Origin of the sequence: Streptomyces spiroverticillatus (assembly GCA_014650415.1) — a bacterium.
In the GTDB taxonomy this organism is placed as follows: Bacteria; Actinomycetota; Actinomycetes; order Streptomycetales; family Streptomycetaceae; genus Streptomyces; species Streptomyces spiroverticillatus.
Window position 1 is genome coordinate 78,210 of sequence record BMUX01000013.1, and the last position, 13,050, is coordinate 91,259.

The 13,050-nt window shown below is 73.3% G+C and carries 13 protein-coding genes and 1 pseudogene; 11 read left to right on the forward strand and 3 right to left on the reverse strand.

Annotation, left to right across the window (positions count from 1 at the left end):
- The first annotated feature begins 143 nt into the window (after positions 1-143).
- The 5 genes from IE269_RS29510 (at position 144) to IE269_RS29530 (ending at position 3,560) form a co-directional block, all read left to right on the forward strand.
- Positions 144-710 (forward strand): gamma carbonic anhydrase family protein, encoded by a 567-nt coding sequence (locus IE269_RS29510; protein WP_189826254.1) that lies wholly within the window; start codon positions 144-146, stop codon positions 708-710.
- A 150-nt stretch (positions 711-860) separates the two neighbouring features.
- Positions 861-1,100, forward strand: coding sequence for a hypothetical protein (locus IE269_RS29515; RefSeq protein WP_189826255.1), 240 nt, complete (start codon positions 861-863; stop codon positions 1,098-1,100).
- Positions 1,101-1,287: 187 nt separating this feature from the next.
- Positions 1,288-2,064, forward strand: a complete 777-nt coding sequence (locus tag IE269_RS29520) for an acyltransferase (protein WP_189826256.1) — start codon at positions 1,288-1,290, stop codon at positions 2,062-2,064.
- A gap of 100 nt (positions 2,065-2,164) precedes the next feature.
- Entirely contained in the window at positions 2,165-2,755 is a 591-nt protein-coding gene (locus IE269_RS29525) for a helix-turn-helix domain-containing protein (protein WP_189826257.1), read from the forward strand.
- 85 nt (positions 2,756-2,840) lie between these two features.
- On the forward strand, positions 2,841-3,560 hold the full coding sequence (locus IE269_RS29530; protein WP_189826258.1) for a hypothetical protein: 720 nt from the start codon (positions 2,841-2,843) through the stop codon (positions 3,558-3,560).
- Between the two features lie 12 nt (positions 3,561-3,572).
- Here the strand turns inward: IE269_RS29530 and IE269_RS29535 are convergent, their stop codons facing one another.
- Positions 3,573-4,268: a hypothetical protein gene (locus IE269_RS29535; protein WP_189826259.1), complete on the reverse strand. Its 696-nt coding sequence runs from the start codon at positions 4,266-4,268 to the stop codon at positions 3,573-3,575.
- A 118-nt stretch (positions 4,269-4,386) separates the two neighbouring features.
- Here IE269_RS29535 and IE269_RS29540 point away from each other — a divergent pair, with 118 nt between their 5' ends.
- Positions 4,387-6,417 (forward strand): sensor histidine kinase, encoded by a 2,031-nt coding sequence (locus IE269_RS29540; protein WP_229898354.1) that lies wholly within the window; start codon positions 4,387-4,389, stop codon positions 6,415-6,417.
- The gene (locus IE269_RS29545; protein ID WP_229898355.1) at positions 6,407-7,066 is read left to right on the forward strand and encodes a response regulator; all 660 of its coding nucleotides are present in this window, start codon (positions 6,407-6,409) and stop codon (positions 7,064-7,066) included. Before IE269_RS29540 ends, IE269_RS29545 begins: the two co-directional genes overlap by 11 nt.
- A 14-nt stretch (positions 7,067-7,080) precedes the next feature.
- Here the strand turns inward: IE269_RS29545 and IE269_RS29550 are convergent, their stop codons facing one another.
- Both IE269_RS29550 and IE269_RS29555 read right to left on the reverse strand, forming a co-directional pair.
- On the reverse strand, positions 7,081-7,485 hold the full coding sequence (locus IE269_RS29550; RefSeq protein WP_189826398.1) for a CoA-binding protein: 405 nt from the start codon (positions 7,483-7,485) through the stop codon (positions 7,081-7,083).
- A 96-nt stretch (positions 7,486-7,581) separates the two neighbouring features.
- Positions 7,582-8,487 (reverse strand): annotated as a pseudogene (locus tag IE269_RS29555) (AraC family transcriptional regulator); the annotation flags it as partial.
- A gap of 136 nt (positions 8,488-8,623) precedes the next feature.
- Here IE269_RS29555 and IE269_RS29560 point away from each other — a divergent pair.
- The 4 genes from IE269_RS29560 to IE269_RS29575 all read left to right on the forward strand — a co-directional run bounded on the left by IE269_RS29560 (position 8,624) and on the right by IE269_RS29575 (position 13,034).
- Positions 8,624-10,018: an MFS transporter gene (locus IE269_RS29560; protein WP_189826260.1), complete on the forward strand. Its 1,395-nt coding sequence runs from the start codon at positions 8,624-8,626 to the stop codon at positions 10,016-10,018.
- 182 nt (positions 10,019-10,200) lie between these two features.
- Positions 10,201-11,088 (forward strand): SDR family oxidoreductase, encoded by an 888-nt coding sequence (locus IE269_RS29565; protein ID WP_189826261.1) that lies wholly within the window; start codon positions 10,201-10,203, stop codon positions 11,086-11,088.
- Between the two features lie 53 nt (positions 11,089-11,141).
- Positions 11,142-11,768 (forward strand): YigZ family protein, encoded by a 627-nt coding sequence (locus IE269_RS29570; protein WP_189826262.1) that lies wholly within the window; start codon positions 11,142-11,144, stop codon positions 11,766-11,768.
- A gap of 96 nt (positions 11,769-11,864) precedes the next feature.
- Positions 11,865-13,034 carry an exonuclease SbcCD subunit D gene (locus IE269_RS29575; protein ID WP_189826263.1) on the forward strand — a complete coding sequence of 390 codons (1,170 nt, stop codon included), beginning with the start codon at positions 11,865-11,867 and terminating at the stop codon, positions 13,032-13,034.
- The last annotated feature ends 16 nt before the right edge of the window (positions 13,035-13,050 follow it).

The window sequence follows — 13,050 nt, forward strand, 5'->3', positions numbered from 1 at the left end:
GTTGGGGCGGCTGCGCACCACCCCGCTCCGCCGTGTCCGGGGTCCGCTGCCGACCCCGCCCCGCCCGGGTGCGCCCCGGTCGTCTACGGTGCCGGGCAAGGACAGCGGCGCGGCAGGACCCGACCACGTACAAGGAACACACGATGACTGAAACAGCAGGTCGCAAGGGCAGCACCCAGGGTGCGCTGATCATGGGCGTCGGCGGACGGCAGCCGAAGCTCGCGGCCGACGCCTTCGCCGCCCCGACCTCCGTGGTCGTCGGCGAAGTGACCCTCGGCGAGGGGGCGAGCGTCTGGTACGGCGCGGTGCTGCGCGCCGACTGCGGGCCGATCGTGCTGGGCGCCGACTCCAACATCCAGGACAACTGCACCGTCCACGTCGACCCCGGCTTCCCGGTGACCGTCGGCGCGCGCGTCTCCGTCGGCCACAACGCCGTGCTGCACGGCTGCACCGTCGAGGACGACGTACTGGTCGGCATGGGGGCGACCGTGCTCAACGGCGCGGTCATCGGCGAGGGCTCGCTGGTGGCGGCGCAGGCGCTGGTGCCGCAGGGAATGGTGGTGCCGCCGGGATCGCTGGTGGCGGGCGTACCGGCGAAGGTGCGCCGGGAGCTGACCGAGGAGGAGCGCGAGGGCATCAAGGTCAACGCCCTGATGTACCGGGACCTGGCGGCGCAGCACGGGGAAGCGGTGGGGGAGTCCGGGGCCTGACGCACAGTCGGGTGCCTTCGCGCAACCCGCACTGGGCCGAACGGCCGCACTACGGCTCCGAACGGGCGTAACCCGACCGGCCCTGTAGTAGGACGGATGGCGCACGGTATGCCTCAGTGTGTCCCATTCCTCCTCACTAAGGAGACCAGTATGCGCGCCATAATCGGACGAGCGGTGGCGGCTTCGGCCCTGGCCGTCATCGCGATCGCACCCCTCGCCGGCACGGCTGCGGCGAGCACGGTGGACCAGACGGCCAAATCGACTGTGGCGGCCGACCGTTGCTGGCGGCACCACGGTCACGTCTACTGCGACGACGGCCCGTGGTATCACCACCACCACGGCGTCGGTGTGGGTGTCGGTGTCGGCCTGGGCCTGGGCGTCCTGCTCTGACCCGGACGACCACCCCGCGGTACCGAACGACCGCAGTACCTGAATCACCGCAGTACCGGACATGAAGAGGGCCGTACGGAGCATCGTCCCAGTGCTCCGTACGGCCCTCCCGCGTCCACCCGGGGTGGGGTGAAGATCACAGGTCGGGCCGCTGACCGGCCCGCGCCCCGCCGACTACCGTGTGCGGGTGCCGAAGAACAGAAACACGTTCTCCTTTCCCGCCCCTGTGACGCAGGCCCTCACCACCGCCGCGCTCTGGCGGCGGCGCGCCACGACGCGGGCCGTGCACGAGGGCTGGCGGCTGATCCAGCAGGCCGGAGCGGTGAGCGCGCAGCGGCCCGGAAAGCTGCGCTTCGGCTCCCTCGGACACGGCAGCAAGCTGGCCTTCCCGCAGGGCACCGTCTTCGGCGAACCCTGGATCCACCTCGGCGACTACTGCATCATCGGCGAGCACGTCACGCTGACGGCCGGAATGATGCCGGGCCTGGACCTCGGCCCCGACCCGATCCTCACCCTCGGCAACGGTGTCGTCCTCGGCCGGGGCAGCCACATCATCGCCGACACCACCGTCACCATCGCCGACGACGTCTACTTCGGCCCGCACGTCTACGTCACGACCACCAACCACAGTTACGACGACCCCGAGACGCCCATCGGCAAGCAGTGGCCCCGCATGGAACCCGTCTCGATCGGGCCCGGCTGCTGGATCGGCACCAACGCGGTGATCCTGCCCGGCGCGAGGCTCGGCCGGAACGTCGTCGTCGCGGCCGGGGCGGTCGTGCGGGGCGAGGTCCCCGACCACGCGGTGGTCGCGGGCGCACCCGCCCGGATCGTACGGACCTGGGACGAGGAGAAGGGCTGGCAGCCGCCGCTGCGCACCCCCGCACCCGTGCCGATACCGGCCGACATCACACCGGAACAGCTCGTCGCGCTGGCCGAGTTGGAGGAGCGCGAAGCCTCCTGAAGTGCTCGCGGTCCCGTACGGGCGTTCCAGTAAAGTGAACCAGCCGTTCAACGCATTGCACGGCCTGGCCACTCTGGCCACTTCTGGGACGGAACGGTACGTGTCGGACCTCGACCAGCTCACGCAGTCGCTCGCCCGCAACCTCAAGCGGTGGCGCGGCGAACGGGGCTTCACACTCGACGCGCTGGCCGCCCGCGCCGGGGTCAGCCGAGGCATGATCATCCAGATCGAGCAGGCCCGCACCAACCCCAGCGTCGGCACCACCGTCAAGCTGGCGGACGCCCTGGGCATCAGCATCACCACCCTCCTCGACGAGGAACAGACCACCCGGGTCCGCCTGGTGACGCCCGAGCAGGCCGTACGGATGTGGTCCACCGGCGCGGGCGGCCACGCCACCCTGCACGTCGGCACCGAGAACGCGGGCCCCCTCGAACTCTGGTCCTGGCTCCTGATGCCGGGCGACTCCCGCACCTCCGACCCGCACCCCTCGGGCACCGTCGAACTCCTGCGCGTCACGCACGGGGAACTGACCCTGGTGGTGGACGGCACCGAGTACCGGGTCCCGGCGGGCACCGCCGTCACCTTCGAGGGCGACGTACGGCACACGTACGCCAACGAGGGCCCGGAGCCCATGGAGATGACGATGGCGGTCTCGGTGCCGCCGACCCGGTCGGTGCCGCACGCACGGTGAAGGCGTCGACTCCGGATGCGGGGGAGTCCTACGATGTCGTGCGTCGATGGAGACGGGGAAGTGTCGACGGGAACGGGGAAACACAGTGAACGACCACACCTTGCCGGTGCCCGCACACGGCCAGGGGCAACCGCCCCAGCCCCAGGGGCAACCGCACCTGCCCCAAGGACAGCCGCCCTGGGGCCCGTTGGACGACCACCTCCTCTACACCTGCGGCGTCGTCCACGACCTCGGCCGAGGACTCCTGCGCAACCGGCCCCCGCTCCCCACCACCACCCGCCTCGCCCCCGGCGAACTCTCCCTGGCCGCGGGCCCCGCCGCCCGCTCCACCTGGCGTCCGCTCGGCGACGGTTCGTACACCCAGACCAGCACCATGGCCATGGGCTCCACCGGCTTCGTCGTCGGCGCGCTCGCCGTCAACGCCATGAGCAACGCCAACCGCCGCAACCAGGCCATGGCCGCCGCGCAGCCCCGCTGGGTGATGGAGAACGGCCACGGCGAACTCACCGTCACCGACAAACGCGCCATCTACTCCCACCCCGAGACCTGGCTCGACCTCGGCTGGACGGGCCTCGCCACCATGGACCTGGCCGCCCCCGACACCTTCGAGTGCGCCTTCCACGACATCAACGGCCGCGGCTACACCACCATCCGCCTGCACAGCCTCTGGGCCTCCCTGATCTTCGTCCTCGCCGCCCACGCCGCCTTCCCCGCCCACCCCCGTCTCCTCTCCCACGGCTGGCTCCCCCCGGGCTTCGAGGCAAGGGCCGCCGCGCACGGGCGGCCCTGCCCTCCGGTCCGCTGACCCCCCTCCGGCTCAGCGGACGATCGTGCTGCGGCCCGCCGCCAGGCCGGTGCAGGCGGCAAGGAGCCAGGCGGGGCCGGCCAGTCCCTGGAAGCCGGGCAGGCCGGTCGCGCCCGCGAGGCCCGTGACGGCGACGACCGGCCCCAGACTCAGCACGCCGATCCAGCGCGACACGGTCCGCTCGCGCAGGCCCATCCACGCGACCGCGCCGGCGGCCACGACCACGCCCAGCCAGCCGATGTAGGGACCGAAGTCGTTGAGCATGAAGTACACGAACAGGCCGTCGTCGCCGTAGGGCCCCGCGTCGGAGCCCGTCGGGAGGTAGATGGCCAGCGCCCCCTTCCACGCGTATCCGTACGTCAGTCCGGCCGCCGAGGCGACGAGCGCACCGCTCACCACGTGCGCCGCAGTGCTGCCCGGGACCCGCGGCTCGACCTGCCGCCGCCAGGCCGCCGCCAGGACGAGCAGAAGAGCCACGGTGAGGAAGCCCGCCACCAGGCCCACGTGGGCGAGACCGCGGGAGAGGTCGCTCAGGACGGACGCGTCCACGGCGTCGCGTTCCGGGATGCCCATCCGGGGATCGGTGAAGAGGGTGGCCGCCAGGCCGAGCAGGCCCGCCGCGACGCCGTACAGCGGCCACCTGGCCCGTCCCTCGACGGTGTCCGTGCGTGTCGTCGCCTCCGCCGTGCGGGGTTCCACTGCTGTCATGGTGCTCAACTCCAGTTTTAGTAGGGGTAGTTGGGCTGCACTGTCCAGGCGGCAGCGTCCCGGGCGACAGGGGCGCCCGTCCCTTTCGCCCGGGATATCGGTGGGCCACCATGTCCCCATGGGGCGGGGGGACACAGACGGCAGGCGGGGCCGCGCGCTGCGCCGTGCCGCGCACGCCGTCGCGGGAGCGGGCGTCACGTGCTGCGTGGCCGCCGTGCCGGTGCACGAGGCGTTGGCGCGGCGGATCGAGGTCAGCGAACTGTTCTGGAGCGACCTCGTCCTGGGTACGGTGTGGCCGCTGCTCGGTGCGGCCGTCGCCCGGGTGCAGCCGCGCAACCGGCTGGTCTGGGTGATGCTGGCGCCCGCGCTCATGGGGCCCTACCACCTGCTGACCTACTACGCGGCCTACTCGCAGCTGATCGCCCAACACCCGCTTCCGGGCTGGCAGTTCGGGGCCTGGCTGGGCTGCTGGGGGTTCGCCGGATACTTCTTCGCGACCCCGCTGGTGCCGCTGCTCTTCCCGCACGGACGGCTCGGCACCCGCCCGCGCCGCGTGCTGGCAGCGGTGGTCATCGCCTCCGCCGGCGTCGCCACACTTGCCGGGATGCTGCGTCCGAACGGCACCGACCCCGTTCCGGGGCTGGCCAATCCGCTCGGCCTGCGGGGTGCGGACTGGCTGGCTCCCGTCATGTTCACCTCCGCCGTCGTCTGCCTGGTCGGCGGCACCGCCTCGGCCGGACTCCTCGTGGTGCTACGGACCCGTGCGGCAACGGGCGTGGAGCGCGCGCAACTGCAATGGCTCATGCTCGGGGGCCTCACGATGGCCCTCGCCTTCACCGGCGGCGTCTTCGTCGACGATGAGCAAAACCCGGTGGCAACAGACCTGTTGATGGCGATCGGGCTGCTCGGCCCGCCCGCGGGCATCGCCGTGGCCATGCTGCGCCACCGGCTCTACGACATCGAGGTGGTGCTCGGCCGGGCCATCGTCCTCGCGCTGCTCAGCGGCCTGGTCCTGGGCGTCTACCTGGCCGTCGTCGCGGGCGCGGGCGCCCTCGCCCCCGGCTCCCTCGGCGGCACCGCCGTGATCGCGGTGGCCGCACTGCTCGCGGCAGCCGGGCGCGGGGCGGTGCAGTCGGCCGTGGACCGGCTGCTGTTCGGGCACCGCCACGACCCGTACGCCGTGGTGGCCCGCGTCGGCCGCCACCTCGCCCCCGCCTCCGAACCCGCCGAGGCCATGCACCTGCTCGTGGACGAGCTCCGCCGCGCCCTGGCCCTGCCGTACGCGGCCTTCACCGGACCCGCCGCGACGGCCGCCTCCGGCACCCCCGTCCCCGGCGCGGGCTGGCGGACCGTGCCCTGCATGGCGCTCGGCCGCCTGGTCGGCGAACTCCACCTGGGGCGGCGGCGCGCGGCCGAACCCTGGACCGCCCAGCAGCGCGCGGCGGCCGAGGAGGTCGCCGCCCGGGCCGCCACCCTCGCCTACGCCGCCGGGCTCGTCGAGGAGGTCACCCGCAGCAGGGCGCACATCGTCGCCGTACGGGAGGAGGAGCGCCGGCGGCTGCGGGCCGACCTGCACGACGGCGTCGGCCCCTCCCTCGCGGGCACCGCCCACCAACTGGACTCGCTGGCCCGCAAGTCCGCCGACCCCCACCTCGCCGACGCCATCCGCGTCGTACGGGACCGTCTGCGCCTGACCGTCGGAGACCTGCGCGACGTCGTCAACGGGCTGCGCCCCGCCGTCCTCGACCAGCTCGGCCTCTGCGGGGCGCTGCGCGAACTGCTCGCCGGGTACGACGTCCCCGCCTGCCGCTGCGCCCTCGCCCCGGACTGCGACGCACTCCCCGCCTCCGTCGAGGTCGCGGCGTACACCATCGCGGCCGAAGCGGTCGGCAACGCCCTCAAGCACAGCGCGGCCAGCACCCTCACCCTCACCGCCCGCGTCACCGACGGCACCCTGGTCCTCACCGTCGCGGACAACGGCTGCGGCATCCCGCCGCGCCACCGTGCGGGCGTCGGCCTGCGCAGCATGGGCGAACGCGCGGCGGAGGTCGGCGGCCACCTGGCGATCACCCGCACCCCGGGCGGCGGCACCTCGGTCGAGGCCCGCATTCCGGTGCCCCCGGAGGAGGCGCACGACCTTGCCCGATGAGCCCGTGACCGTACTTGTCGTCGACGACCACCCGGTCTTCCGGGCCGGGATGGCGACCGTGCTCGGCGACCTGCCCGGCATCACCGTGGTCGGCGAGGCCGCCGACGGCGCCGAGGCCGTCGCCGCCGTCGCACGGCTCGCCCCGCACATCGTGCTGATGGATCTGCGGATGCCCGGCGTCGGCGGACTGGAGGCGACCGCCACCATCACCACCCGGCACCCGGACACCGCCGTCGTCGTCCTCACCATGGACGAGGACGACGACTCCATCTTCGCGGCGCTGCGGGCCGGAGCCCGCGGCTACTTGCTGAAGGAGGCCGACGGCACCGACATCCACCGCGCCGTGCTGGGCGCGGCACACGGCGAAGCCCTCTTCGGCCCACGCATCGCCCAGCGGGTCCTGGCCCACTTCGCCTCACCGCACGCCGCCGCCGACACCGCACCCTTCCCCCAACTCACCGACCGCGAACGGCAGATACTCGACCTGCTCTCCCGCGGCCTCGACAACACCGCCATCGCCCGCCGACTGACCCTCTCCGAGAAGACCGTCCGCAACCGGGTCAGCGACATCCTGGCCAAACTCCGCGCCCGCACCCGCGCGGAGGCCATCGCCCTGGCCCGGGACGCGGGACTGGGACGGCCGGGGTGAGCCGGGTCGCGGGGTCAGAGGCGGGGGATCTCGATGGCCGGGCAGCGGTCCATCACCATGTCCAGGCCCGCTGCCCGGGTGCGGTCGAAGGCGGCGTCGTCGATCACGCCCAACTGGAACCACACCGCCTTCGCGCCGATCGCCACCGCCTCGTCGGCGACCTGGCCCGCCAGGTCGCTGTTGACGAAGACGTCCACGACGTCGACCGGGAAGGGGATCTCGGCCAGCGAGGCGTAGCCCTGCTCGCCGTGGACCGTCTCCGCCTTCGGGTGCACCGGCACGATGCGCTTGCCGAAGCGCTGGAGGGTCTGGGCCACGCCGTACGCGGCGCGCGACTGGTTCGAGGAGAGGCCGACCACGGCCCAGGTGTCCCCGGATTCCAGGAGGATCTTGCGGATGGCCTGCCGGGTGTCGTCCATGAGGGTTCCTTCGGCTTCGTGTTCCTGTGACGGGTCCTTGTGCGCTCGATGGTACGAAGTGGTGGCGGTCCGGGGGCCGAGGCGTCGGGTGCGGTACTCGCCCGGTGTCATGCCGTACTCCTTGCGGAAGGCCAGGTGGAAGCCCACGTGGCTGCCGTATCCGACGGCCTTGTGGATCTCCTGCTGCGGGACGGACGGGTCCGCCAGCAGTCTGCGGGCCTCCTGGAGTCTGCGGAAGAGGAGGTGGCGGGCCGGTGGTTCGCCGACGAGCGAGCGGAAGGTCCGGGAGAACGCGGACCGGGACATCCCGGCCTCCCGGGCGAGCGACTCGACCGTCCAGGGCTGCGCGTACGCGGCGTAGACGGCCGTCAGGGCCCGGCCGATCCCCTCGTGGCGCAGGGCCGTCAGCGCGGGGGAGGACTCGGCCAGCCGCTCCATCGCCGTACGCAGAGCCAGGACGAACACCATCTCGAAGGCGCGGAGCGAGACGAGCGGGGAGCCCGGTGCGCTCCGGGCGTTCTCCCGGGGCAGACAGTCCAGGGTGTGGTGCAGGAGCGGCTCCTCGCGGAGGAGGTGGCTGCGGAGCACGAGGACGCGGGGCAGGGCACGGTAGAGGGCGGGTTCGGTGGTGGGGTCGTAGTGCAGGCTGGCGCAGAGGATCTCCGTGTCCGCAGGGGCGCTGCCGATCGTGACGGAGGCGGAGCTTCCGGGGGAGAGGTCCGGGAGGACGGACCGCAGCGGGGTCGTCGCGCGGCCCGGCGCAGAAGCGAAGGAATGGGCCGTTCCGTGCGGGAACACCGCGAGGTCGCCCTCGTCCAGCCGGATCACCTCGCCGTCCGCGAAGGAGATGTGGCAGGTTCCGCGCACCATGTGGTGGAGGACGGCGTGACTGTCGTCCTCCCCGGCGATCCCCCAACTCCCGCCCGCCAGCCACCGGCTGCAATAGGTGTCGGCCAGCCGCAGGGGCTTGAGCAGCTCGCTGAGCACGTCGGCCTGCGGCATGGACGATCCTTAAGTGGATTGAGTCTGCGGTTAATTGATCGTATCGGGTGGGCGGCGGAGGGTGGTGGGGAGTCATCGACTCCGCCTCCCGGTGAGGGAGTACGGAGTCGTCCGTCGCCGCACTGTCAGGAGAGACATGTCCCGCACCGGTCAGGAACGCCCGGTCTCCGCCAGGACCGGCCGGGCGCTCGCGCTGCTCGCGGGGACCCAGTTCGTACTGATCCTGGACACCTCGGTGATCAATGTCGCGGCCCCCTCCATGGGCCGGGAGCTGGGCATCTCACCCGCCGCTCTGTCCTGGGTGGCCAACGCCTATCTGGTCTCCTTCGGCGGCCTGCTCCTGCTCGGCGGCCGGGCGGCCGACCTGCTCGGGCGGCGGCGGGTGTTCGTCTCGGGCCTCGCCGTCCTGACCGTCGCCTCGCTGCTCGGCACCCTCGCGACCAACGCCCCGCTGCTCATCACGGCCCGCACCGCACAGGGCGTCGGCGCGGCACTGGCCGCGGCGTCCGCGCTCGCGCTCCTGCTCCTGCTGTACGAGGACGGGCCGGGCCGGCACCGGGCGCTCGGCGTCTTCGCGGCCATGGCGGGTGCCGGAGGCGCGGCGGGCACGGTGCTCGGCGGCGTACTGACCCGTTGGCTCGGCTGGGAGTCCACCTTCGCGATGAACGTCGTCGCCGGGGTGGTGCTGATGGTCCCGGCGTTCCGGCTGCTGCCCGAGGGGCGTGCGGTACGCGACGGGCGCGGCGTCGACCTGCCCGGCGCGGTCACCGTCACCGGGGGCCTCGCGCTTCTCGCGTACGCCGTGGTCAGCGCCGGAGAGGCGGGCTGTCACGCGCCCGCGACCCTCGGCCCGGCCGCCGGGGCGGTCCTGCTGCTGGCCCTCTTCGTACGGATCGAGCGCAGGGCGGCCGCGCCACTGGTGCCGCCCGGCGTCCTCCGGCGCCGCGCCCTGCGCACGGCGAACGTCCTGGCCGCCCTGTGGCAGATGGCGCTGTTCCCGATGTTCTTCCTGGTCAGCCTCTACCTCCAGACGGTTCTGGGGTACGACGCGGTGGGCGGCGGCCTGGGGCTGCTGCCGCTGTCCGTCACGGTGGTGCTCGTCGCGGGCGGCACGGGGCGGCTGATCGGCCGGTACGGGCTGCGGGCGGTGATGTGTGCCGGGTTCGTGCTGATCGCGGTGGGGATGGGCTGGCTGTCCCGGCTCTCGGCGACGGGGTCGTTCGTCGGGGAGGTGCTGTTCCCGAGTCTGGTGCTGGGGGTCGCGCTGCCGCTGGTCTCCATCACCACCCAGGTCGCGGCCACTGCGGGCACCGGCGACGACGAGGCCGGGCTCGCCTCGGGGCTGGTCAACACCAGCCTCCAGTTCGGCTCCGTGATCGGCCTCGCGACCCTCTCCGGAATCACGGCGTCCCGCACCGCGGCGGGCGACGACCTCACGGGGGGCCTGGCCGCGGCTTTCCTCGCGGGGGCGGGCGTGGGGGTGATGGGGGCGCTGGTGGCGGCCCGACTCCGCAACCCCGCAGCTCCGTAGCTCCCTTGTGCTCACGTAGCCCCCTTGGGCGGCGGGGCCGCCCCCCGGGGGCGGGACGGGCGGGCAAGGGGGGCGGCCCCTCCCGCTTCCGGCGGGCCCCGGTTCCCCCCCCGGCCCAGCCCGACACCGGCCGCGCCTCCGCAGAGGCCCCGGCCCACCCCCGTACCCGAAAGGAACCCCGCATGACCCCCCGCTACCTCATCACCGGCGCCACCGGCGCCCAAGGCGGCGCGATCGCCCGCTACCTCGCCGCCCACGGGACCGAGGTCATCGGCCTGGTCCGCGACCCCGAAAAGCCCGCCCCCACCGGCGTCACCCTGCTCGCCGCCGACCTCGGCGACGCCGACGCGGTCCAGGAGGCCTTCACCGGCATCACCCACGCCGTGGTGACGATCCCCCTGGAGTACGACCCGGACACCGTCCTCACCTACGCCCGCAACGTCGCCACCGCGGCCCGAACCGCCCGCCTCCGGCGACTCGTCTTCAACACCAACACCGCGCTGCCCGAGACGACCACCCCGTACGCCGCCTTCGAGACCCGCCGCGCCGCCGAGGACGTGATCCGGGCCAGTGGCGTGCCGACCGTGGTCCTGCGTCCGCCCGTCTACCTCGACAACCTCTTCAGCCCCTGGCACGGGCCCGATCTCGTCGACCACGGCGTCCTCGCCTACCCACTGCGTGCCGACCAGCCGGTCGCCTGGCTTTCGCACGACGACCTCGCACGCCTCGTCGCCGCCGCGCTGGACAACGACGCACTGGTGGGCCGGGTGCTGGACGTCGGCGGTGCGGACGTCCTCACCGGCCCCGAGCTGGCGCGGGCCTTCGCCCAGGTCCTGGGCCGGGACGTGACGTACGTACCGCTGGACGTCCGGCGGTTCGAGGACGGGCTCGCCCGGGCCGTGGGCGCAGCGGCCGCGGCAGGGGTCGCCGGGGTCTACCACCACGCGCACACGGACCCCGCCCTGCTCGCCGCCGACCCGGCGCACACGGAACGGGAGCTGGGCGTGCGGCTCACTCCGGCCGTGGAGTGGATCAGGGCGCAGTCCTGGGAGCACTGGGCCGCCGGCTGAGCCCGCAGCGCCTCGGTGGGCGGGCGAATCCGCAGGCCGCATAGGGTGGCCGGATGGCAGAGCAGTACCGGACCGTCGCCCAGGAGGGCGTGCACGAGGCCGAGATCAACCGATCCCGGTTCCTGTGCGCCCTCGCGCCCGCCGCCACCGAGCAGGAGGCGCAGGACTTCGTCGCCCGCATCCGCAAGGAGCACCCCACCGCCTCGCACAACTGTTACGCGTACGTCGTCGGGGCCGACGCCGGCATCCAGAAGGCCAGCGACGACGGCGAGCCCGGCGGCACCGCGGGCGTCCCGATGCTCCAGATGCTGATGCGCCGCGAGGTGCGGTACGTCGTCGCCGTCGTCACCCGGTACTACGGCGGCGTGAAGCTCGGCGCGGGCGGCCTGATCAGGGCGTACGGGGGAGTCGTGGGGGAGGCGCTCGACGAACTCGGGACGATCACCCGCCAGCGCTTCCGGCTCGCCACCGTCACCGTCGACCACCAGCGCGCGGGCAAGCTGGAGAACGACCTGCGGGCCACCGGGCGCTCCGTGCGCGAGGTGCGGTACGCGGAGGCGGTCACCATCGAGATCGGGCTGCCGGACGCCGACGTCGACGCCTTCCGGGGCTGGCTCGCGGACGCGACGGCGGGAACAGCCTCCTTCGCGCTCGGCGGAGAGGCGTACGGAGACGTCTGAGCAGCCCGCCGGACCAGGGGCGGGAGAGGCCGGTGCGAGGGCGGATTCACCCGTTGCGGCCTTGATTGTCAGACCCTCCCTTTACGCTCGTGAACCATGAGGCTTCTGCATACGTCCGACTGGCACCTCGGCCGGTCCTTCCACCGGGTGGGACTGCTCGACGCCCAGGCCGCGTACCTGGACCACCTGGTGGCGACGGTCCGCGCGCACGAGGTGGACGCCGTGCTGGTCGCGGGGGACGTGTACGACCGCGCGGTGCCGCCGCTCGCCGCCGTGGAGCTCTTCGATGCGGCCCTGCACAGCCTCGCCGCCGAGAACGTGCCGACGGTGATGATCTCCGGCAACCACGACTCCGCCCGTCGCCTGGGCGTCGGCGCGGGCCTCATCGAGCGCGCGGGCATCCACCTGCGCACCGATCCGGCTGGGTGTGCCACCCCCGTCGTGCTCTCCGACGCGCACGGCGACGTCGCCTTCTACGGGTTGCCCTATCTGGAACCCGCTCTCGCACGGGACGAACTGGGCGCCGCCAAGGCCCGCCACGAGGACGTCCTCGCCGCCGCGATGGACCGGGTGCGCGCCGACCTCGCCGCCCGCCCCGCCGGCACCCGCTCCGTCGTCCTCGCGCACGCCTTCGTCGCGGGCGGCGAGCCCAGCGACAGCGAGCGCGACATCACGGTCGGCGGGGTCGCCGCCGTCCCCGCCGGGGTCTTCGCCGGCGTCGACTACGTGGCGCTGGGCCACCTGCACGGCGCGCAGACGGTGAACGAACGCGTCCGCTACTCCGGCTCCCCGCTCGCCTACTCCTTCTCCGAGGTCGACCACCGCAAGACGATGTGGCTGATCGACCTCGGCCCCGGCGGCGAGATCGCCGCTGCCGAGCGGCTCGACTGCCCGGTGCCCCGGCCGCTCGCCCGGCTGCGCGGCCACCTGGAGGACCTCCTCGACGATCCCCGCCTGGCCCGGCACGAGGACTCCTGGGTGGAGGCCACGCTCACCGACCCGGTGCGGCCCGAGGACCCGATGGCCCGCCTGTGCGTCCGCTTCCCGCACACGGTGAGCCTGGTCTTCGACCCGGAACGCGGACCCGAGAGCGAACACGTCTCGTACGCGCAGCGGCTCAAGGGCCGCGACGACCAGCAGATCGCGGAGGACTTCGTGGCGCACGTACGCGGCGGCAGCGGACCGGACGGAAGCGAACGGGCGGTGCTCCGGGGCGCGTTCGACGACGTACGGGTGGACGAGACGGTGCGCGAGGTGGCCCGATGAAGCACTGCCCTGCGAC

What these genes read in the sequence shown, in the direction of transcription:
- IE269_RS29510 (WP_189826254.1), top strand. Translation starts at nt 144, where the DNA reads ATGACTGAAACAGCAGGTCGCAAGGGCAGCACCCAGGGTGCGCTGATC.
- IE269_RS29515 (WP_189826255.1), top strand. Translation starts at nt 861, where the DNA reads ATGCGCGCCATAATCGGACGAGCGGTGGCGGCTTCGGCCCTGGCCGTC.
- IE269_RS29535 (WP_189826259.1), bottom strand. Translation starts at nt 4,268, where the DNA reads ATGACAGCAGTGGAACCCCGCACGGCGGAGGCGACGACACGCACGGAC.
- IE269_RS29540 (WP_229898354.1), top strand. Translation starts at nt 4,387, where the DNA reads ATGGGGCGGGGGGACACAGACGGCAGGCGGGGCCGCGCGCTGCGCCGT.
- IE269_RS29550 (WP_189826398.1), bottom strand. Translation starts at nt 7,485, where the DNA reads ATGGACGACACCCGGCAGGCCATCCGCAAGATCCTCCTGGAATCCGGG.
- IE269_RS29560 (WP_189826260.1), top strand. Translation starts at nt 8,624, where the DNA reads ATGTCCCGCACCGGTCAGGAACGCCCGGTCTCCGCCAGGACCGGCCGG.
- IE269_RS29565 (WP_189826261.1), top strand. Translation starts at nt 10,201, where the DNA reads ATGACCCCCCGCTACCTCATCACCGGCGCCACCGGCGCCCAAGGCGGC.
- IE269_RS29570 (WP_189826262.1), top strand. Translation starts at nt 11,142, where the DNA reads ATGGCAGAGCAGTACCGGACCGTCGCCCAGGAGGGCGTGCACGAGGCC.
- IE269_RS29575 (WP_189826263.1), top strand. Translation starts at nt 11,865, where the DNA reads ATGAGGCTTCTGCATACGTCCGACTGGCACCTCGGCCGGTCCTTCCAC.